The organism is Sphingobium sp. BS19, from assembly GCF_027925545.1.
GTDB lineage: Bacteria > Pseudomonadota > Alphaproteobacteria > Sphingomonadales > Sphingomonadaceae > Sphingobium.
Genome location: NZ_BSEF01000007.1, coordinates 131,787 through 153,370, shown reverse-complemented (window position 1 = coordinate 153,370; position 21,584 = coordinate 131,787). Strand labels below are relative to the sequence as shown.

18 protein-coding genes are annotated in these 21,584 nt (G+C 60.5%); 6 read left to right on the top strand and 12 right to left on the bottom strand.

Annotated elements, in window-relative coordinates; all coding sequences use genetic code 11:
* Positions 1–10 precede the first annotated feature (10 nt).
* Entirely contained in the window at positions 11–1,837 is a 1,827-nt protein-coding gene (locus tag QMG56_RS09925; protein WP_281822462.1) for a DUF885 family protein, read from the bottom strand.
* 82 nt (positions 1,838–1,919) lie between these two features.
* On the opposite strand from QMG56_RS09925, the gene QMG56_RS09920 reads away from it, so the two are divergent.
* From QMG56_RS09920 to QMG56_RS09910, 3 genes are read left to right on the top strand one after another with little or no spacing between them, the layout of a single operon-like run.
* Entirely contained in the window at positions 1,920–2,210 is a 291-nt protein-coding gene (locus QMG56_RS09920; RefSeq protein ID WP_281822400.1) for a PilZ domain-containing protein, read from the top strand.
* A 57-nt stretch (positions 2,211–2,267) separates the two neighbouring features.
* Positions 2,268–2,519 carry a hypothetical protein gene (locus tag QMG56_RS09915; RefSeq protein WP_230186398.1) on the top strand — a complete coding sequence of 84 codons (252 nt, stop codon included), beginning with the start codon at positions 2,268–2,270 and terminating at the stop codon, positions 2,517–2,519.
* A complete protein-coding gene (locus QMG56_RS09910) occupies positions 2,516–2,659 on the top strand; it encodes a hypothetical protein (RefSeq protein WP_230186397.1) in 144 nt (47 codons plus the stop codon). Before QMG56_RS09915 ends, QMG56_RS09910 begins: the two co-directional genes overlap by 4 nt.
* A gap of 9 nt (positions 2,660–2,668) precedes the next feature.
* Here QMG56_RS09910 and QMG56_RS09905 read toward each other — a convergent pair whose 3' ends face one another.
* The 11 genes from QMG56_RS09905 to QMG56_RS09855 form a co-directional block, all read right to left on the bottom strand.
* On the bottom strand, positions 2,669–3,976 hold the full coding sequence (locus QMG56_RS09905; protein WP_281822398.1) for an amidohydrolase family protein: 1,308 nt from the start codon (positions 3,974–3,976) through the stop codon (positions 2,669–2,671).
* A gap of 85 nt (positions 3,977–4,061) precedes the next feature.
* Positions 4,062–4,238, bottom strand: a complete 177-nt coding sequence (locus QMG56_RS09900; RefSeq protein WP_281822396.1) for a DUF4169 family protein — start codon at positions 4,236–4,238, stop codon at positions 4,062–4,064.
* The gene (locus QMG56_RS09895) at positions 4,231–4,503 is read right to left on the bottom strand and encodes a hypothetical protein (protein WP_281822394.1); all 273 of its coding nucleotides are present in this window, start codon (positions 4,501–4,503) and stop codon (positions 4,231–4,233) included. The genes QMG56_RS09900 and QMG56_RS09895 overlap by 8 nt, the downstream gene beginning before the upstream one ends.
* A gap of 15 nt (positions 4,504–4,518) precedes the next feature.
* The gene (locus QMG56_RS09890) at positions 4,519–5,454 is read right to left on the bottom strand and encodes a nitronate monooxygenase family protein (RefSeq protein WP_281822393.1); all 936 of its coding nucleotides are present in this window, start codon (positions 5,452–5,454) and stop codon (positions 4,519–4,521) included.
* A gap of 120 nt (positions 5,455–5,574) precedes the next feature.
* The gene (locus tag QMG56_RS09885) at positions 5,575–6,888 is read right to left on the bottom strand and encodes an oligosaccharide flippase family protein (RefSeq protein WP_281822391.1); all 1,314 of its coding nucleotides are present in this window, start codon (positions 6,886–6,888) and stop codon (positions 5,575–5,577) included.
* Positions 6,888–8,510, bottom strand: a complete 1,623-nt coding sequence (locus QMG56_RS09880; RefSeq protein WP_281822389.1) for a glycoside hydrolase family 44 protein — start codon at positions 8,508–8,510, stop codon at positions 6,888–6,890. The genes QMG56_RS09885 and QMG56_RS09880 overlap by 1 nt, the downstream gene beginning before the upstream one ends.
* The gene (locus QMG56_RS09875) at positions 8,507–9,784 is read right to left on the bottom strand and encodes a hypothetical protein (protein ID WP_281822388.1); all 1,278 of its coding nucleotides are present in this window, start codon (positions 9,782–9,784) and stop codon (positions 8,507–8,509) included. Before QMG56_RS09875 ends, QMG56_RS09880 begins: the two co-directional genes overlap by 4 nt.
* Before the next feature lie 179 nt (positions 9,785–9,963).
* Complete coding sequence (locus QMG56_RS09870; RefSeq protein WP_281822386.1) at positions 9,964–11,091, bottom strand: glycosyltransferase; 1,128 nt, start codon at positions 11,089–11,091, stop codon at positions 9,964–9,966.
* Between the two features lie 213 nt (positions 11,092–11,304).
* The gene (locus QMG56_RS09865) at positions 11,305–11,580 is read right to left on the bottom strand and encodes a hypothetical protein (RefSeq protein WP_281822384.1); all 276 of its coding nucleotides are present in this window, start codon (positions 11,578–11,580) and stop codon (positions 11,305–11,307) included.
* A 173-nt stretch (positions 11,581–11,753) separates the two neighbouring features.
* A complete protein-coding gene (locus tag QMG56_RS09860) occupies positions 11,754–13,349 on the bottom strand; it encodes an isocitrate lyase (RefSeq protein ID WP_281822383.1) in 1,596 nt (531 codons plus the stop codon).
* A 129-nt stretch (positions 13,350–13,478) separates the two neighbouring features.
* Complete coding sequence (locus QMG56_RS09855) at positions 13,479–14,723, bottom strand: dicarboxylate/amino acid:cation symporter (RefSeq protein WP_281822382.1); 1,245 nt, start codon at positions 14,721–14,723, stop codon at positions 13,479–13,481.
* Between the two features lie 138 nt (positions 14,724–14,861).
* Between QMG56_RS09855 and QMG56_RS09850 the strand changes: the two genes are divergently transcribed.
* The 3 genes from QMG56_RS09850 (at position 14,862) to QMG56_RS09840 (ending at position 21,481) form a co-directional block, all read left to right on the top strand.
* A complete protein-coding gene (locus QMG56_RS09850; protein ID WP_281822380.1) occupies positions 14,862–18,263 on the top strand; it encodes an acyl-[ACP]--phospholipid O-acyltransferase in 3,402 nt (1,133 codons plus the stop codon).
* Positions 18,264–18,532: 269 nt separating this feature from the next.
* Entirely contained in the window at positions 18,533–19,756 is a 1,224-nt protein-coding gene (locus tag QMG56_RS09845) for a threonine synthase (RefSeq protein ID WP_281822379.1), read from the top strand.
* Between the two features lie 141 nt (positions 19,757–19,897).
* Complete coding sequence (locus QMG56_RS09840; RefSeq protein WP_281822378.1) at positions 19,898–21,481, top strand: TolC family protein; 1,584 nt, start codon at positions 19,898–19,900, stop codon at positions 21,479–21,481.
* Positions 21,482–21,584: the final 103 nt, after the last annotated feature.

Sequence of the window (21,584 nt, the reverse complement as noted above, 5' to 3'; positions counted from 1 at the left end):
GCAAGCGATATTACGCGGCCGTGCGAGCCGCGATATGCGCGTCGATATTGCGGCCCAGCACCGTCAGCGGCACATTACCCCCCAGCACGACCGCATCGTCGAACAGGCGCAGGTCGAACCGGTCGCCCAGCGCCGCCTTCGCCTTGTCGCGCAATCGCAAAATCTCGCTATGTCCGACCTTGTATCCGCACGCTTGCCCCGGCCATGCGCAATAGCGATCCACTTCGCTTTGCACTTCCTCGACCGTGGAGCCGTTGGTCGTTGCGAACCAGTTGATCGCGTACTCGCGCGTCCAGCGCTTCGCATGGATGCCGGTATCGACGACGAGACGACAGGCCCGGAACGCTATCGACTGGAGATAGCCCAGCCGCCCAACCGGATCGCCTTCATAGACGCCCAGTTCGCTCGCCAGTTGCTCGGCATAAAGCGCCCAGCCTTCGGAATAGGCGTTGAAGGCCAGCAGGGAGCGGACCAACGGCAGTTTGAACGTATATTCCCCCTGCCAGATATGGCCCGGAATCCCTTCATGATAGCTCAGCGTCGGCAGCGCATGGCGCGGCCAGATGCTCGTGTCGCGCAGGTTGATGTAATAATTGCCCGGCACCGACCCGTCGATGGTGCCCGGTCCAGCATAGCCCCCCGGCGCGCCTGCTTCGATCTCCACCGGTACGCGCTTCACCAGCAATCGCCCCGGTACCATCGTCGCAAAGGCGCGCGGCAGGCGCGTACGCACATCGGCGAGACGACCGTTGATGTAATCGAGGATCTGCTGCCGCCCGGCATCGGTGTTGGGGAACAGATATTGCGGATCCTTGCCCAGCGCCGTCATCCGTTCGCCGACCGTACCCTTGGTATAGCCCAAGCCGTTCAGCAGGCCGTCCATTTCCGATTGCAGCGCCTTCAACTGCTCCAGCCCCATGGCGTGAACTTCATCCGGCGTCATCTTGGTGGTGGTGCTGGCGCGCAAAGCCCATGCGTAATAGGCGTCGCCCTGCGGCAGTTTCCAGACGCCCGCGTCCATCGTCGCCCTGTCCCGATGCGCGGCGAGTTCGGCGATCTGCCGGTCCATTGCGGGTGCGACCTTCTCGGCCACCAGCCTGAGCGCGTGGGCGGCATGATCGCCCGACATATTCTTGGTCCGCTTGGCAATCGAGGTGGTCAGCACCCATTGGTCGATAGGCTGCGCTCGCGCGCCGCGCTGCTGCTTCAATGTCTTGTCCAGCAGGAACGCTGGCGCGATCACTCCAAGCGCGCGATCATGCTTCAGCCTTTCCGTTTCGCCGTCCAACGCAGCCGCATAGGCTTCGACTCGGGCTAGATAGGCGTCCGCATCCGCCGCGTTGGCGATGATGTGCTGGCTGTCGAGGAAATCGGGGACTTCGACAAATGCACCCGTGTTCTGCGCGACGACATAAGGCGCATTGCGATAGGAGAAGTTGAGGTTCAGCACCGCCATGTCCCCGAAGGGAAAAGCCGATCCCTCCGCCGCCACTTCATGCGATGTACGCACCACGTCCACGTCGGTCCGCGTACCGGGGCTAAGCGCCTTCATATCGATGGCCTGCAACGTCTTGAGACGGTCGGCGGCGCGCCGTGCCTTCAGCATCTGTCCCGGTCCGGAGCGATCGGTGAGCTGCGATTTGAACGCCGCGCGCTTATCCTTGTCCAGCCCCAGCCCGGTGGCGCTTTCGGGATAATCGGCCAGCATCTGCTCGGCCATATCCGCCAGCGCAGCTTGCGCCTTGCCATCCGCCCCGGTGGCCGCACGCACAGGCTTGCCGGCCATCGATGCAATAGCGGCAGTGCCAATCAGGAAGTCGCGGCGGGTGGTCATGATATAGTCTCCGGCTATGGTCGGACGAGTGTGAAACAACAGCGACATTTCGACAAGGGCAAGGAAATCATGCTAAGCCCCGGAAATGTCGAGAATAGGCCAGCGCGCGGAAACCGCATTGAATGTCACCATCATGCGCGGCGGGAAGCAAATTCGTGCACAGGTACAAAATCTGTCTATCACCGGCGCGAACGCATCTGCGCCCTTCCCGCCCGGTCTGAACGAAGATGTGCAGATGATCTGCAAGGGCAAGATACTCGACTGCAAAGTCGTCTGGGCCAAAGGCCGCACATTCGGACTGGCGTTCAAAAGTCCGCTCAGCGAAGCAGCGCTGCAGGATCTGGTCGGAGAGGGCAAACCGACGGCATCGGCCTGACCGGGTTTCCGGTTTAACACTCTACCCGTAGCACCGGCCTGTGCTAGATACGATACCATGACACCGATCGAACGCGCCGCGCGCGCCATGTATGATGCCGTCTCGCCTGAATGGAGCTGGGACGATCCCGATGCCGAGTTGCTGCGCAAAATGTATCGCGCCAATGCCCGCGCGGCTTTGCTGTCGCTGCGCGATCCGACCGACGCGATGTGCGAGGCAGGCGGCGATCATGTGACGCAGGGCGAACGGATCACCGTAGACGCGCTGTGGACCGTCATGATGGACGCAGCGCTGGACGAAGACCTGTGAACGACGACGACATCATCGAGACACCCGAAGGTCCAATGACATGGGCAGCGTGGAAAAAGCGTAATCCCGTTCAAGTGCCGTCGCGCCGGACCAAGGGCAAGAAGCTGCCCAACAAGGTGCCCCAGCGCACCGGCGAATGAGCGCCGCGCTCACTCCGCGCGATAGACGGTCCCGCCCTTCATCACGAAGCGCATCTTCTCCAGCACCCGCACATCGGTCAGCGGATCGCCGGAGACTGCAACGATATCGGCGGGCATTCCGACGGTGATCTTCCCTGCCTGATCGCCGATCCGCAGATGTTCAGCCGCAGCGACCGTCGCCGCCTGAATGGCTTCCAGCGGGCTAAGCCCCGCTTTCACCAGCAGTGCGAACTCCTGTGCATTATCGCCATGCGCCGACACGCCGGTATCGGTGCCGAAGGCGATGCGGACACCGCCATCATGCGCCCGCCGCGCCATATCGAGCATCTTGGGTCCGATTTCCAACGCCTTGGCAGTTTGCGCGGGGGTGAAGAAATTGCCAGGGCTGGCCGCGATCCGCGCAACGAAATCGCCCGCGAGCAAGGTTGGGACCAGATAGGTGCCCGGACGCTTGAACAGGCGAATGGATTCTGCGTCCAGATAGGTGCCATGTTCGACGGAATCGCCGCCCGCTTTGAGGAAAGCGTTGATGCCATCCACCCCATGCGCATGCGCCGTCACCTGCCGCCCCATGCGATGCGCCGCGCCGATGATGGCGGCCAATTCGTCATCGCTGAATTGCTGGGCAAGACCCGCCGCCGTGTTCGACAGGACACCGCCGGTCGCCGTGATCTTGATAATGTCCGCGCCGCTGCGCACCTGCAGCCGGACGGCGCGCATGCAATCGTCCGCACCGGAACACACGCTTTCCGGCGAGAGAAGGTGGAGAATATCGACACGAAAGCCATTGGCATCGCCATGACCGCCATGCACCGCCACCGCAGATCCCGCCGCGATGATGCGCGGGCCGACGACGTCACCGCGCTTTACAGCGTCGCGCAGCGCAAAGATGGCGCTGTTTTCCGCGCCAAGATCGGCAACTGTCGTAAAACCGGCCATCAACGTCTTGCGTGCAAATCCTGCGCCGACCATCGCCTGATCCGCGGACGATTGCGTCACTTCCTCCAGCCGGGAGTTGGGATTTTGCTGCCCCGTCAGGTGGACATGGCTGTCGATCAGCCCCGGCAAAACGAACGCATTACGCAGATCGACAACGGTGCCTTCCCCTTCCCCGACGAAACCGTCGCGGATTTCGGCGACGCGACCGTCGCGGATCACCAGCGTTTTGTTCTGTTCGACGCGCCCGGTCGCGGGATCGGCCAGCAAACGACCTGCCTGCACGAAGCGTGTCGTCTCGACAGGCGCAGGCGATTGCGCCACCGCAACGGAAGCCGCGCAAAGGCCCATCAGTCCGGCAATCCAGTGCAATGATTTCACAGCCATGCTCCCCAGGTTTTTATACAATAAACCCCTGACATAACCGCATAATTACCGACTGCAAAGGGCAACGATTTTCCGTTTTTCAGGTTTCACGCTTTGCGCCATCGACGGCCTGCGCCAGCCGATGGGCTGCATCGTCCGTCGTGCGTTTCTCCGCCTTGGTACGGCCGGACCGTGCGCGGTTTTCGGCGGCCATCTGTTCGGCATCCGCGCGTTTGCGGGCTTTGCGCGCAAGACGAAGATTGACGATCTCAGCCATGTTCCGGATCTTCCATTGCAGCGGCAGCGATATCCATGAAGTTGCGCGCCGCCTCCCGGTCCGCCGGATCGGCAAACGCCACGTCCAGATCGGGCGCGACACCCAGCATGTGCATCAACGTCCACAGCGCGAATCGGCGGCTGCGGTCCGTCTCCATCCCGAAATCCACGCGCAGCCGCTCCGCGCCGTCCGTCAATGCGGCGGGATTGACGGCTTCCAGATCGGGTGTCCCGAAATAGCGCATCATGAGCATCGGAAAGTCCATGCTACCGCCCTTGTCTTACGCGCAAATGCGCGCCCGCGCCGCCTGATATTCGGCGGCCAGCCGATCGATGAGGGTCGCCGCCGGCACGACATCATGCACCGCGCCGATCCCCTGCCCGCAACCCCATATGTCGCGCCACGCCTTCGTGCCTTCCATCGCTGCGCCGAAATCCATCTTCGATGGATCGGACACAGGCAAATTATCGGGGTCCAGCCCCGCCCGCACGATGCTGGGCCGCAGATAGTTGCCATGCACGCCCGTAAACAGGTTGGTATAGAGGATGTCGCTGCCCGAGGAATCCACGATCATCTGTTTGTAATCGGCGGTAGCATTGGCTTCCTGCGTCGCGATGAAGGCTGATCCGATATATCCGAAATCCGCCCCCATCGCTTGCGCCGCCAATATCGCGTCCCCTGTTGCGATTGACCCGGACAGCGCCAGCGGTCCATCGAACCACGTCCGTATTTCCTGCACCAGTGCGAAGGGAGACAGCGTCCCCGCATGGCCGCCTGCTCCGGCGGCTACCGCGATCAGGCCATCGGCACCCTTCTCAACCGCTTTACGCGCGAAACGGTCGTCAATGACATCATGGAAGACCAACCCGCCATAGCTGTGGATCGCGTCGTTCACATCCTGTCGCGCGCCCAGCGATGTGATGATCAGCGGCACCTGATATTTGACGCAGAGCGCCAGATCTTCCTCCAGCCGGGTATTGGAACGATGGACGATAAGGTTGACGGCGAACGGCGCATCCTGATCGGTCAACTCGGAACGCAGCCGCTGCAACCACTCCTCGAACACGCCCGATGGTCGCGCATTGAGCGAAGGGAACGACCCGACCACCCCTGCACGGCACTGCGCAATGACCAGTTCGGGCTGCGAGATGATGAACATCGGCGATGCGATTGCAGGAATCTTCAACCGGTTTTCGAACAGGGCGGGTATCGCCATATGCAGGTCATTCCTCTTGTCGGCCACATCGATGTGCGGTGGTTTGGAAGGCGTTATGTCCTGTTCGGACCCAGAGGAAAACGCAAAAGTGCTTTGGCCAGCGTGCCGTAGCGGCAGGGGCTATCCGCGTCTGCGCAATGCGGATCGGAGAGCCACCAGCGGGACGAATCCCAGATAACGGTGAATGGCCATCATCGCCCCGATCCCGATGGCCGCCGCCGTGCTCACAGTCGCCAGCGCCGCGCCATTTGCGCCCAGCCACGGGGTCAGCGCCGCCAGCGACAGGCCCAGACACAGCGCCGCCGCCAGATTTATCCGCCGCAACACGCTGCCATGCCCGGTCATCCCCAATAATTCAGGCGCTCCGGTCGACAGCATCGCAATGCATTGCCCCAGCAGCAAGATGCGCAGCGTCGTCGCGCCATCGCCATAGCCACTGCCAAACAGTTCCAGTATCGGTCGCGCACCAAATGTGAGGATCAGCAGCGGCACAATCCCCAGCGCGAAAACGATGCCGAGTGCCTGAACCGATATGGTCTGCAACTCCTCATGATTGCCCTGCGTATGGGCCCGCGCGAACCGGGGCGACACCATCGAGGCGACCGCGCTGCTGACAAGGTTGAGGATAAGAGCGACCCGCCACGCTAATGCGAAGTAGCCGACTTCGCGCGCGCTGGTGACGATGCCCAGCGCCAAAGCCGGGGCAGACGACAACAGCAACTGCACGATCTCGCTGGTAAAGAGCGACCAGCCAAGACCGGACAACGGCACCTTTTGCCCCGCAGGAGCTGTCACATCCCGCTTGGGCAGAATCCAGAACAGCAGCAATAAGCCGATGAGCGCATTGATGCTCGTCGCTGCAAGCAACAACCACAGGGCGCTGGTTACAGTCAGCGGGATAACCAAGGCACATAGGCAATAGATTGCGGGCCAGAGCCAGGAATAGATCGCCTGACTATATCCCACTCGCATCAGCCCCAAAAGCGCACCCCCGGCCACAACGCTGATGCACAGAGGCGGGATCGACAGTGCGCCGATCATCAAGGGGCGCGCCAGCGCAGGATTGCCGATCAGATGGCGGGCCACCGGGTCGGCAATCATCAGCATCAGGATCGTCGCGCCGATGCACAGCAGCAATACGGTCCTGACGCCATCGGCGATGATCGCACGTGCGTCATTGGGCGCATCCTGCGCCATGGCGCGCGCCACTTCCCGTGTCAGCGCACGGTCGATACCCAATCGACCACCACCCGCGGCCAATGTCAAAACGCTGAAGGCGATGTAGAACAGCCCGGCGTCCAGCACGCCCAGCCGGAACGCCACGATCAGGTGAAAGCCATAGCGGCTCGGCAGATCGAGAAAACGCGATCCCAAAGTCACGAACGCCGCCTTCAGGAAATCCTCCCGCGCGCGCAATGATGCGACGATCCCCATCAGCGCGCATCCTCCAACACCAGCATCGTCACGCTTTGCGACGGCAATCTGGTGGCGATCCGGCGTCCGGCAAATGCCTGCGCTGGCAAAGCCGCCAGCTTCCGATTGACCAACCGCATCGTCCGCAACCGCTTATAAGCTACGGCTCCGGTGAGATCGACCGCCACTTGCGCCGCACGGTCCACTTGCTTGTTCACGATCAGCAGCGTCAGCGCACCGTCGGCGCTGCGCCGCGCGGAATAAGTCGACACGCGATCGCTGTCCGGCACGGTCGTTGGAAGGCTCCGATCGCCGAATGCGCCGCCCTGCCCATCATAGTTGCGGATCATCCGCATCGCGAGATAGGTCGGCGTGCCGGACGCAGGCGCGGGCCAGCGGTTCGCGATGTCCAGCCGCTCTCGCCCAAATATGCCCCATATGTCGGCCTGTGCCACTGCACCGCTCATGCTGTCTTCGCCGCCCCAATTATATTCGGTGATCGCAATCGGCGTTCCCGCGCGATAAAATCGGTCCACCCATTGCCGCAACAACGGGATGAGCGCCACCGGCTGCGCGATCCAGCTTTCCTCGTGATACGCCCTGTCCCACAAAAGCCGCGTCGAACGATTGCGCAGACGCTGGATCTCCATCGACCCGGCTCCTTGATCCCCGCCATACTCGCCGCCTTGGGGGTAGAAATGAACGCTGACCACATCGACCGGCGAGCCCGCCTGCTTCCAGCGCGTCAACAGCCAAGGAAGATAATCCATGCTACCCGTCTGCGTGCGCCGGTCAGATTGCGCCATCGCACCGCCTGTTGCCTTTAGCTGCTGATCGAAGCCGCTGTCATGATAGCCGCCCCAACCCCATTCTTCCGGCGCAATGATCCGCGCAGTGGGATCGACAGCCTTCACCATGGCGGAGGCAGCAATAACGCTATCGGCTATTTCGCTGGCATGTGCGCCGACCGGGCGAACCGCACGATGCGTCAAATGCCAAAGACTTGGCTCATTATCCAACAGATAATACGCCACGCCGCCTCGCGTTGCCGTCCCCCATTCGTCCACCAGCGCGCGGACCCATGCCTGTTGCTCGGCTATCGTCGTTGGTGTGGCAGCATCGCGCGGATCGTTTTCGCGTATCGACTTATTTTCTTTGTCGATGCCATCGCCCGCGTCCGGCATCCAGCGGTCGGTTGCCCTCTGCGGACCATATTTGGCGACAGAAAAGCCAGCCAGCGGCGTCCGCCCCGGCCCGAGTTTTGCCGTCCAGCCGATAAGCGGCACCGTCAGCATCGCCTGCGCCCCGCCCGCCCGGCTCAGTGCCATGAAGCCGCGCCCGAACTGATCGCGCACCGGATCGCGGACAGGCAGGCTTTCGAAGAAATAGTCCGCGCCTGCATTCCGCGCATCGATCCGCCAGTTATAGAGGGACGCGCTGTTCCCGCCCGCCCGGTTCAGCGGGACATTCAAATCGCGCAGCACCTGCGCCGATCCGAAACTGACGCCGTAGATCAGCGGGCTGATGGGGTAGCCCGGCGCGCTTGCATCCACATGGATATGGACGACCGATTCGGGCGAACGAGCCGCGGCCACAAGCATCCCCGCCAGCAGGATAGCCGCGACGGGAGGAAGCCGCCTCATGCGAACCGTCTACGCTGCGCGGCAAAATCCTTCGCAGCAAAACGGCAATAGACGGCAACGGAAAGCAGGATAGCCACTTCACCGGGTTGCAGGGTCAAGGTGGGGTACAGTCCGGAGATCAGAATGACGTATATCAGATAATCCTGCATGGCCGCCAACAGCGGATGATCGATCCTTCTGCGCAACTTCTTGAAATACCAGATACCACGCACCGGCAACGCGAGCAGAAGCGCGGCACCAAAAAGCCCGAATTCGAAGACGATGCCCAGCCAGGTAATGTCCGCCAGAAAGAAATAATGGCTGAAGAAATCGGCCATGCCCTTCGGGTTGATCGAACTGATCGATCCCACGCCGAACAGCCAGTTGATCCAGTCATTACCCAGGAAATATGTCGCCTTTTGCGCGGTGATGACCCTTACCTGCAGGCCTGAGTTCTGATCCGTATCGAATACACTGGCTACATAGGGAATCTGGAACATCGCGATGAGCAGGACGGGCACCAGAAGCATCACGATCAGCCTGCGACGCGGTGTGGTCGCCACGAGCATTGCCAATGCCAATGCCAATGTTGCCGCGCCACCCAGCACCATCGCGCGCGTCCGCACGAGCCCCATCATGCAACTCAACACGATGGCTACCGGGACAAACCAGCGCCACTTCTGGGTCTGGTTCGCCAGACGATACCAATAGAACATCCCCAGCATCGCGAAGAACATGGGCATGCGAATGCGATTGCCCCGCGCATCGGCGGACAACAACGGTGCGTCGCCCACGTCGATCGTGCCGACATACCAGCTTTGCGGCGCGATAAGCCAAAGCGCCAACAAAACCAGCAATGTGGCCACTGCGCAAATCACGAACGCGGCCGTCAGCTCTCTCAGCGTCGGCTTTTGCCAGTATAGAAAACCCAGGAACGAGAAAAAGGAAAGCAGCGGCAAGAGCTTGATCTGGCCGGTCAACCCGATCAGGAAACTTTGGCCAAATGCCGGGATAGCCGCGACACTGGATATGCCGACAAGCCATAAGAACGTGAAAATCATCTGGCGCGAAAAAGCAGAATAAGGGCGATACAGCAGCACCGGCGCAAAGGGCAGAGCGATCAGGGGCCATATTTTGGACAAGGCCCAGAGTGGCGGCACGTCCTTGATATAGTGAAAGCTCTGTCCGAACAGGGGCAGCAGCAAGACCAGCAGAACGACCTTGCTCCAGAGTAGCCTTGCTTTAGCAGGTGCGGGGGGCTTCATCCAAGCGAAACGCGCAGGGTCGAACGCCATCGTTTCTTCGGTACGCGCCCGTGCTCCAGCGGTGATATTAGCGGCCTGTATCGGAGCAGCATCTTCGCCTCGCAATCGTACCGCCGCTCTCGATGGCGCAGGTGCGGCTCCTGCTTGCCCCTTCGTGCGCCTGGGACGGGCCCGATCGAAGCCAGTGGGCGGATATGACGATCCTGATATCATTCCGCTGCAACGCTGGATCGCCTCATATCCATGCTTTGGTCGATGAACGCTCTTATGCGGGCGTCGAAAACCTTGGTATCGAAACGGGTCGAACGCGCCCAGATATGCTGTCGATCGAACCTGTGTTCGAATGCTTCAAATTCATGGATTGCCTGAACAACGGCGCTATAATCCTGCCTCGGAAATAATACGCCCGTCGGTTGCAGGCTTTTTGGCGCGGTATCCACGATTTCCAAGGTTCCGCAAATGCCTAACGCAATTACCGGCAAGCCATAGGATTGTGCTTCCACAGTAGCGATGCCGAAATCCTCATCTCCTGCGAATAAAAACGCGCGGGCGCTGCGAAAATGTTGCTCCAGCGTAGCATCGTCGACCCGGCCAGCAAATCGGATGGACGGCCCTGCCAGCGCCTTCAACTTTGCTTCTTCGGGGCCTGAACCCACAATGAGAAGCGGGCGCTGAAGACGGTTGCAGGCTTCGATGATCAGATCGACGCGCTTGTGCGCCACCAGTCGGCCGACCGATAGATAGTAGTTTCCGACTGGCGCAGGAACATAGCTTTGCTGGGTGTCTACCGGTGGATAGATCGTCGTACTGTCGCGTGCGTAAAAACACCGAATACGTTCACCCACATAATTGGAATTGGCGATGAAAGCGTCCACCCGCTGGGCCGCTTCATAATCCCATTTGCGAAGATAGGCACAGCTCGCGCGATAGAACGGTCGCGCAATGAACGGCAGACGCGCCTCCCACGTGGTGAACTGATCCCACAGAAACCGCACCGGCGAGTGACAATAGTGCACATGCACGGCGTGAGGGGCGATCTTGACGTTTTTCGCGGCCGGTCCGCCTGAACTGATGATCAGATCATAACCCGTGACATCCAGCCTTTGTGCCGCTGCCGGATAGAGGGGCGAGAGATGTTTGTAATATTCATGGGACCGCGGCACATAATCCAGAAATGTCGAATGGATCGTGCGTCCCTGCAAAGCGGGCGGTATTTGTGCTGGAGCCACCATCAGGCCGAAGAAATCTGCTTGCGGGTAAAGGCGCGCAAAAGCCTCTATGACCTTTTCCCCGCCGCCATTGGTAATGAACCATGGATGGACGATTGCGACCTTCATCCGATGGGGGAACCGGGACGAACAAAATCGCGCCGCGATGCACCAATGTTGAGATATTCCAATAGCATGATTGCACCACCGTCCAAGCTTCGGTGCCGCAATCTTTAGCGTTGGAGGGTTAATTTTCGATGCACCGTTTCGGATGCATTAGCAGCCAAAATGGAGGTGCCGGATAGGATGGTTTCGACATTGTTACGTCGAAAAGCAAATGGCTTAGCCTACATTGCGCCATTCGGCAGTGTCAGGGGAGATTTCGAAACTGCCATCGGCCATTTGCGGGATGGTTTCCCACCAGGCCCCATGTTCCGGTAACGCCAGTGCACGAACTTTGCTGTTACGCCGCATCGCCACCCAGCGACCCGCGCGCCAAAGATATTTCCATTGAGGATTGCAGTTGATCGGGCACTGCACGAACCGTTGCCCATCGCGCTTCAACATGCCCATGACATTCCGGATCGTCCCATCGGGAAATACCACTGCTACCGTCATGCCGTCTCTCCTGCGCATCTCGTCGGATGCCGGAAATCACAACGCAGCAGCAGCACTCCGGTTCAATGTCGCAGCGCGTTCAGGACGAAAAATTGTAATATCCCCAAAAGCTTAACCTGAATCATACAGACGGGACCGTTCCGAAGAACGGTCCCGTTTGTAGTCTTTCGTTATCAGGCTGCGAACTGGTTCATCGTGTTGTGCGCGCCGCCTGCTTTGAGGGCCGCTTCACCGGCGAAATATTCCTTGTGATCGTCCCCAATGTCGCTGCCCGACATGTTCTGATGCTTCACACAGGCAATGCCCTGGCGTATTTCCTGCCGCTGCACGCCCAGAACATAGCCCAGCATACCTGCGTCCCCGAAATATTCCCTCGCCAGATTGTCGGTGGACAAAGCGGCCGTGTGATAGGTCGGCAAGGTGATCAGGTGATGGAAGATGCCCGCCCGTGCGGCCGCATCCCGCTGGAATGTGCGGATACGTTCATCGGCTTCGGCGGCCAGCGCCGTCATGTCATAGTCGACACTCATCAGGCGCGCACGGTCGTAAGTCGACACGTCCTTACCCTGTGCAACCCACGCATCGTACACCTGCTGGCGGAAATTCAGCGTCCAGTTGAACGACGGCGAGTTGTTGTAAACGAGCTTTGCGTTCGGGATCACTTCGCGGATGCGGTCGACCATGCCGGCAATCTGTTCGATGTGCGGCTTTTCCGTTTCGATCCACAGCAAGTCGGCGCCGTGCTGAAGCGACGTGATGCAATCCAGCACGCAGCGATCTTCGCCGGTTCCGGGGCGGAACTGGTAAAGGTTGCTCGGCAGGCGCTTGGGCTTCATCAGCTTGCCGTCCCGGTTGATGATGACGTCGCCATTGGCTTGCGCAATATCGTCGATCTCTTCGCAATCGAGGAAAGCATTATACTGGTCGCCCAGATCGCCGGGCTCCTTGCTGAATGCGATCTGCTTGGTGAGGCCTGCGCCAAGCGAGTCGGTGCGCGTGACAATGATGCCTTCTTCGACGCCAAGTTCCAGAAAAGCATAGCGGCAGGCACGGACTTTCGCGAGGAAGTCTTCATGCGGCACGGTAACCTTGCCGTCCTGATGGCCGCATTGCTTTTCGTCCGACACCTGATTTTCGATCTGGAGTGCACAGGCACCGGCTTCGATCATCTTCTTGGCGAGCAGATAGGTGGCTTCGGCGTTACCGAACCCGGCGTCGATGTCCGCAATGATCGGAACGACATGGGTCTCGTAGTTGTCGATGGCCTTTTGAAGCTGCTTTTCCTTTGCGATGTCCCCGGCGTCGCGGGCGGCATCCAGATCGCGGAACATCATGCCGAGTTCGCGCGCGTCCGCCTGCCGCAGAAAGGTGTAGAGTTCCTCGATCAGCTTCGGCACGCTGGTCTTTTCATGCATCGACTGATCGGGCAACGGACCAAATTCACTGCGCAAGGCGGCAATCATCCAGCCGGAAAGATACAGGTAACGGCCCTTGGTGGTGCCGAAATGCTTCTTCACTGCGATCATCTTCTGCTGACCGATGAAGCCGTGCCAGCAGCCGAGCGACTGCGTATAGTTGCTCGGGTCCGCGTCATAGGCAGCCATGTCGGCGCGCATGATCTTCGCGGTATAACGGGCGATGTCGAGGCCAGTCTGGAACCGGTTTTGCGTGCGCATGCGCGCCACGGATTCAGCGTCAATGCCGTCCCAGGTGCCTTTGTAACTGCCAATCAACTGGCGTGTCTTTTGGATGTTGTCCTGATAGGTCATGCGGCACTCCTCGCTCAAATCATGAAAGATCAGTAGAAGGATTTACTGATTCGCATGGCGAGAATCCGTCAAAATTCGTGAAACTCTGTGCGTATGGCGCATTGCAGCACTGTAACATTGTAAATATTATTACAAGTCCGGCTCCCCATCCTTTGCATTCCTCTGGCGCCGACCCAGTGCGGTCGTGGCTGCCACATCCATCGTCACATTGCCTACCGTTCGGACCAGATCGGGAATCATTTCCACCGCCACCAGCAAGCCGAGTGGCGCCAGTGGCACACCCATTGCCAATGCTATGGGTGTAACCGACGTGAGAAAACTGACTTGGCCCGGCAGACTGATCGACCCCAGCGTGGTGATGGCGGCAACAACGGCACCGGCGGCAATCGCACTTGCCGACAAGTCCATTCCCATCCAGTGCGCAACATACAGCGCAACGGCCAGATTCATGGCGGGGCTTGTCACCCGGAAGATCGCAACGGCAATCGGCAAAGGCACGCCCGCCACCTCCACTGGTACGCCGAGTTGCTGACATCCACGCAGCATTGCGGGCAGCGACGCGAGCGAGCTTTGGGTGCTGAGCGCCACAGCTTGCGCCGGGGCAACGGCCCGCAGGAAATCGCGCAGCCGCACCCCGCCACCGAATACCGCCAAGGGATAGGCCAGCGCCCACGCGACAAACCCCGCAGAAGAAACGATGATGATGTAATGCGCCAAAGCGCCGATGGCCGCCGTCCCCGCCTTCATCCCCACGACGAACGCCAGGGCGAAGACGCCCAGCGGCGCGATCCACAACACCCAGTTGACGATTTCCAACATCGCGCGTTCGATGGCGCTGAACAGGCCGGTGATCCTGTCGCGCGCATCGGAATCCAGCCGGGTGGTGGCAATGGCGAACAAGGTCGCAAACAGGATCAGGGGAAACATCGCATCGTTGGCCGCTGCCGCAATCGGGTTGGTCGGCACCACCGATTTCAGAAAATCGGCAAGGCCCGGTGCCGCGCCCACCTCTGGTCGGGTTTGGCCCAATGCGGCGTTAAGTGCCGCTGCGGCTTGCTGCGGCATCGGCCAGAGCTTGAGCAAAGCTGGCACTAGAAATGCCGCAATCGCCGTGACCAGCCACAATAAACCGACGAACAGAAGCACCGAATGCAACGCGAGCTTGCCGCCACGGGCGCTGTCGGCGGTGCGCGCGATCCCGGTAATAAGCAGCGACACGACCAGCGGCACCACGGTCATCCGCAAGGCATCAAGCCACAGATTGCCGATCGGCTCGGCGATGGTTGCCGCCGTAGTCCAACCCAAATTTGCGCCCAATATACCGATTGCGATACCCGCGAGCAGGGCGAAGAGGATACGGGTGGTTTGCGACATCGACCAGCAACGTATCAGGATGCGAAAAGGTACGGAAGATTTCTATGCCATTATTTCGGGCATGGGCCTGACTGCGGGTTACGATTGACCCATAGCCGCGGTCATGCGTTATCGTGACGGTTCGCTCTGGAGTACTGCATGTCCGCACCTGACTTGTCGCTTTTAACCAAACGGCGCTTTGCCCCGCTTTTCGTCGTTCAGTTCCTGGGTGCCTTCAACGACAATCTGCTGAAGTTCGCGCTACTCTTCCTCGCCAATTTCGGCCTGTATCGGGCTGAACCAGACAAGGCCGAGGTGCTTGCGACCATCGCGACGGGCCTCTTCATCCTCCCCTATTTCCTGTTTCCCGCATTGGCCGGACAATTGGCCGATGCGCTGGACAAGGCGAAATTGGTGCGGATCGTCAAAGGTGCCGAAGTCGGCATCATGAGCCTGGCACTGACCGGATTCTGGTTTCAGTCGATCCCGATGCTGCTGGCGTCGCTGTTCATGATGGGCCTACATTCCACGATCTTCGGGCCGGTGAAGTTCTCGATCCTGCCGCAGCATGTTCATAAGAACGAGATCATGGGCGGCACCGGCCTGATCGAAGCGGGGACGTTTCTGGCCATATTGGGCGGGCAATTGCTCGCTGGGGTAATCCCGACGATGACCGCAGGCTTCGTTGCCATCGGCATTGCGGCCATCGGCTTTTCCGCAAGCCTGTTCGTGCCGTCGGCACCCCCAGTCGTGCCCGGCCTTAAAATTCAGCGCAATATATTCAAATCGACCTGGGCCATCCTGCGTTCAGCACAAAAAGGCCGCGGCGTGTGGCTGTCGATCTTGGGCATAAGCTGGTTCTTCGCGGTCGGCGCGATCCTGCTGTCGGAATTTGCGCCTCTGGTCAGCGGCGTGCTGGGCGCGAAACAATCCGTAGCGACACTGTTCCTGCTTATATTCTCGCTCAGCGTGGCGTTCGGTTCCCTGCTAGTCAACAGACTGCTGCGTGGACAGGTGTCGGCGAAATATGTCCCCATCGCCGCACTTGGGCTGGCGGGCGGCATGATCGACCTGTGGCTGTCCACCAGTGTGTACCAAATTCAGACTCCCGAGGCTGGTATCGCCGCGTTCGTCGCCACGCAGGGAAGCTGGCGGATCATGGCGGATCTGTTCGTCATCGCATTCTCCGGCGGAATGTTCATCGTGCCGCTCTACGCCATTCTACAGACGTTCAGCCCCCCTGCCGAACGGTCGCGGACCATCGCCGCCAATAACATCGTCAATTCGCTCATCACCGTCACCGTCGTCGCTGTGGTCACATTCATGCTGGCGCGCGGCGAAAGTGTGCCGGGCGTGATCGGGGCAATGGGATTTGCCACGCTGGCGGTGGCGCTGATTTCCTGCTGGCTGCTGCCTGAAACACTCATCAAGGCGATGGTACGGGGGCTGTTGCGCTTGTGCTATCGCGTCGAGGTCAATGGCGCTGAGAACATACCCGCCGAAGGCTCTCCCGCTGTCGTGGTCGTGAATCATGTGTCCTTCCTCGACGGCCTGCTGCTTGCAGCGTTCCTGCCAGGCAAGCCGACCTTCGCCGTCCACACGCACATTGCCAATGCCTGGTGGATCAAGCCGTTCCTCGGCCTGTTCGATGCATTCCCGGTCGATCCCACTAACCCGATGGCTGCCAAGGCGATGGTGAAGGCCGTGCGCGAAGGCCGCACATTGGTGATCTTCCCCGAAGGCCGCATCACCGTAACCGGCGCGCTGATGAAAATCTTCGACGGTCCCGGCATGGTGGCAGACAAGTCCAACGCGCCGATCATCGCCGTCCGCATCGATGGCGCGCAATATACGCCCTTCTCCCGCCTGCGCGGCAAATTACGGCTGCGGATGTTCCCGAAAATCCGGCTGACGGTCTTGCCCCCGCGCAGCTTCAGGATCGAAGGTGAAATGAGTGGTCGTGCGCGCCGCGCTATCGCCGGACGCCAGCTCTACGACCAGATGAGCGACATGATTTTCGCCACGTCGCATATTGACGAGACGTTGTTCGAGGCGCTGCTTGAAGCGAAGCACATACACGGCGGCAAAACGCCCGTTGTCGAGGACATCAAGCGCCAGCCGATGACCTACGGCAAGCTGATTGTCGGCAGCATCGCTCTTGGCCGTGCGCTGACGCCCGGCACGAAGCAAGGCGAAGCGGTGGGCATCATGCTCCCCAATGTGTCCGCCGTGGTCGCGACCTTCTTTGCTTTGCAGGCGAAGGGCCGGATTACTGCGATGCTGAATTACACGGCCGGTCTCACTAATCTGAAAGCCGCCTGCACTGCTGCCGAAATACGCACGGTCGTTACTGCACGCGCTTTCGTGGAGCAGGCCAAGCTAAGTGAGATCGTTGCGGGACTTGAAGCAGAAGGCGTTCGCATCCTTTGGCTGGAGGATATTGGCGCAGGCATTGGCGCATCCGCAAAACTGCGTGCGCTCATCGCGTCGGCTTTCGTCGCGCGAAGCCACAAGCGTCTGCACATCACGCCCGATAGTGCCGCCGTGATCCTCTTCACCAGCGGATCGGAAGGCTTGCCCAAGGGCGTCGTGCTGACCCATCGCAACCTGCTGGCCAATTGTCGCCAGTTGGCCGCGCGGATCGACTTCAATTCGTCGGACATCGTGCTGAACGCGCTGCCCGTGTTCCACAGCTTTGGGCTGACCGGCGGTACGCTGCTGCCCATTCTGCATGGGGTGAAGACGGTGCTGTATCCTAGCCCGCTGCATTATCGGCTGGTCCCGGCACTGGCTTATGACGCCAATGCGACGATCCTGTTCGGCACCGACACCTTCCTGTCAGGCTATGCCCGTATGGCGCATAACTATGACTTCTATTCGCTGCGCTACATCTTCGCTGGAGCCGAGCGGGTGCGCGATGAGACGCGCAAAGCCTATTCGGACAAATTCGGCCTGCGCATTTTGGAAGGCTATGGCGCGACCGAAGCCGGACCCGTCATCGCGGTCAACACGCCAATGCACTTCCGCGCAGGGTCGGTCGGGCGCCTGCTGCCGGGGATAGAGGCGAAGCTGGACCCGGTGCCGGGGATCGAGGAAGGCGGACGACTGTCCATCCGTGGCCCCAATATCATGGCGGGGTATCTGAAAGCCGACGCACCCGGCGTCCTCCAACCGCCGGAAAACGGCTGGCATGACAGCGGCGACATCGTCACCATCGACGAGGAAGGCTTCGTCGTTATCCGGGGTCGCGCCAAACGCTTTGCCAAGATCGGCGGAGAGATGATCTCGCTGCCCGCCGTCGAAGGCTATGCCGCCGCCGCCTGGCCGGATGCTGAACATGCCGTGGTCACGCGACCGGACGCGCGCAAGGGTGAACAGATGGTGCTGTTCACCACGCGACAAGGCACGAAATCCGCAGAACTGCAGGCATGGGGCAAAGCCAATGGCATTTCCGAACTGGCCATCCCGCGCGATATTCGTGTCGTCGAAAAGCTGCCGTTGCTGGGTACGGGCAAGATCGACTATGTGACGATGGGGGACATGGCGAAGGCAACACCGTAAGCCGTTGTTAACCATGTCCCGCTAGGTCGGAGCCTTCGGATAGAAGGACAGGGCATGGCCGACAAAAAGGACGGATTCGCAAGTGTTTGCTACCGGATGCAGGCGCTGATGCGCGAGCAACCCAGAGGCTCCGCATGTCGCGAACCTTCGCGTCTCGATGATATGATCCATCGGCTCGGCGCAATTGCGGCAGGACAGCGCGCAGCTTAAGCCGATACGTCAAACGCTGCTCTTGCGGCACGGCCCCTTGCCCGGCAAGGCTGTGCACCATGAACAGCAATCTCACGACCGACCGCACTACCTTCGTCACCCATCTTGAATGTTCCATCAGTGGCGAACGCTATGAAGCGGACGTCATACAGGGGCTCTCACAGGCAGGGCGACCCTTGCTGGTCCGCTATGACCTCGACGCCGTACGAGCGCATGTCACCCGGGACGATATCGCAGCGCGGCCCACCGACCTGTGGCGCTGGCGCGAGTTGCTGCCTGTGCGCCACACCCACGACATCGTCAGCTTGGGTGAGATCGAAACGCCGCTCGTGCCCATCCCCGCCACTGGCGGCCCCAACGTGCTGGTGAAGGACGAAGGGCGCCTGCCCACCGGATCGTTCAAGGCGCGCGGACTGGTGATGGCGGTCGCCATGGCAAAGGCGCTGGGCATTACCCGGATCGCCATGCCCACAAACGGTAATGCTGGCGCAGCGCTGGCGGCTTATGCAACACGCTGTGGGATCGAGACTATCGTCCTTTGCCCGGACGATACGCCGGAAATCAACGTCCGCGAAATCGCCATGCAGGGCGCACGGGTATGGCGCGTTAACGGCCTGATCGACGATTGCGGCGCTATCATTGCCGAGGGTGCGACGCAGGGCCGCTGGTTCGACTTTTCCACGCTCAAGGAGCCCTATCGGATAGAAGGTAAGAAGACGATGGGCCTGGAACTGGCCGCACAATTCGACTGGTCGCTGCCCGATGCGATCTTCTATCCGACGGGCGGCGGCACCGGACTGATTGGCATGTGGAAGGCGTTCGACGAACTGGAAGCGCTCGGCTGGATCGGATCGCAGCGCCCGAAGATGTTCGCAGTGCAGGCCAGCGGCTGCGCCCCGATTGTGAAGGCGTTCGACGATGGCGTCGAACATGCTGAACGCTGGCAGGACGCACATACCGTGGCGGCGGGCATCCGGGTGCCCCGCGCAGTGGGCGACTTCCTGATCCTGCGGGCAGTGCGCGAAAGCGGCGGACGGGCCATCGCGGTGGAGGACGATGCGATCCTGGCTGCCGTCGACGACACCGCCCGCAAGGACGGCCTGCTGCTCTGCCCGGAAGGCGGGGCGACGCTGGCGGCCTACCGCCATGCCGTTGCGCATGGCTGGATCGAGGCGGACGCCCGCATTGTGCTCTTCAACTGCGCGACAGGCCTCAAATACCCGATGCCGGACGCATCGCGGACATTGGATCGGCATCAGCCCATCGACTTCGACGCGCTTTAGGGGACAATTATTAACGGCTCGGCGCACGTCACTTTTACGCTTAATTCGATGTTAACCATATTGCCTCATTTCCCTTCCCAAAGATCGTAACGGTTCCGCCTTGATCAAAGGCGTGCTTGGGAATGAGAAGGTCCACAGGGCATGACACAATCGAAAGCAAACAGCTTGCGCAGCGTTGCGATGGGGGCGCTGTGCGTTTCCCTGCTGATGCAAGGGGCACCGTCTTCGGCGGCGGATGTGGCGGGGCCATTGCCTGACGGAACACCCGTTGCCGCTCTGAACACCCCCAAACTTGCACAAGCCGCAATGCCTCAGCCATCTGCGCCCGTTCCGGTGACGGTCGTAGCGCCGCCCGCGCTTCATGATCCTTATGCCGCCGGTCCCGATGGCACTTTACCCCCGATGCCCGCCGATCCGGCGGAAACGGCGCAGGCCGAGCGCGAGAATATGGAACCGCCCCCTGGCGCGGTTGAATCCCTGCGCGATGCCATCGTCGAATCCCTGAAGGGCAATCCGGAAATTCAGATTGCCCTCGCACGGCAGGACGATGCCCGATTTGGCGTCGACGAAGCGCGCTCAGGCTATCTGCCCCATCTTGATGCGACCGTAGCGCTGGGTGGCGAACTCAATCAGCCGCAGGTCGGCGCGAACACCACCTTGCGACGCAGCGAAGGGGTCGTAACCCTGAATCAGAATGTCTGGGATTTCGGCACCACCATCAATGATATCAAGCGCGCACGTGCCTCCTATCGCAGTGCGCAGTGGGCAACCCGCGAGCGGATCGAAGCCATCTCCTACGATATCGCGACAGCGTATCTGAGCCTGCTCCAGCAGCAAAAACTCGTGGATCTTTCCAATCAGGAAATTACGGCTAACGAGAAGATCGTGAAGATCGTCACCATCCAGAACGATCTGGGGCTGACCACGCCTGCCGACATCAGTCGCGCAAAAGCGCGGCTCGAAAACGTCAAGGCCACCTTGCTCGACCGTACCAGCGCGTTGCAGCAGGCACGGGAGTCTTATCGTCGCCTGACCAATCATTTGCCCGGTCTCGCCATCGATCTGCCGTCGCCTGCCGCCGCGCTGCCGACGTCATCCGACGCGGCCGTGGGCCTGATCGACGATCGTAGCCCTCGCATGGCGCAAGCGGTGGAGGACCGGCGCTCGCTGGATCGCCAGCGCGCCAGCCAGACCGGCACGTTCTTTCCCCGTGTCGCCCTTCAGGCGCAGGGCAACTGGAAAGAGGATGTTCAGGGCCGTACCGGCAGGAATCAGGATGCGCGCGCGATGCTGACCGTCACCTACAACTTCTTCAACGGTGGCGCGGATATCGCCGTACGCAATCGCATCTCCGCGCGGCTGCGCGAAGCCGATTATGAACTGGATCGGCGTCGTCGCGAAGTCGAGCAGGACATACGCATCGACTTCAACGCATTGGAAGCCGCGCGCGGCAAGATCGTCACTATCGAGTCCGAAATTGCTTCGGCGGAAAAGGTCGTCGATCTTTATGCTCAGCAATTCCGTGAAGGTCGTCGCACTGTGTTCGACCTGCTGGATAGCCAGCAAATCCTGTTCAACGCACGTGCCAACCAGATTGCGAACATGACCGCAAAGACTGCCACCGAGTTTCGCGTGCTGCAGAAGCTGGGTGGATTGTTCGACCTGGTGAGTGGCGGCGAGCCCCTGCCCCCGCTCGTCGTTCCCGCACCCGGCGCAAAACGCTGAGCAAAAACGCCGGGATATCAAAGCGCCGCCCTGTCGCGGCAATACGGTAAATGCGTCGTTTACCATTTTTAAACGCGCCGCCGGATAGGCTGTATCTGAACAA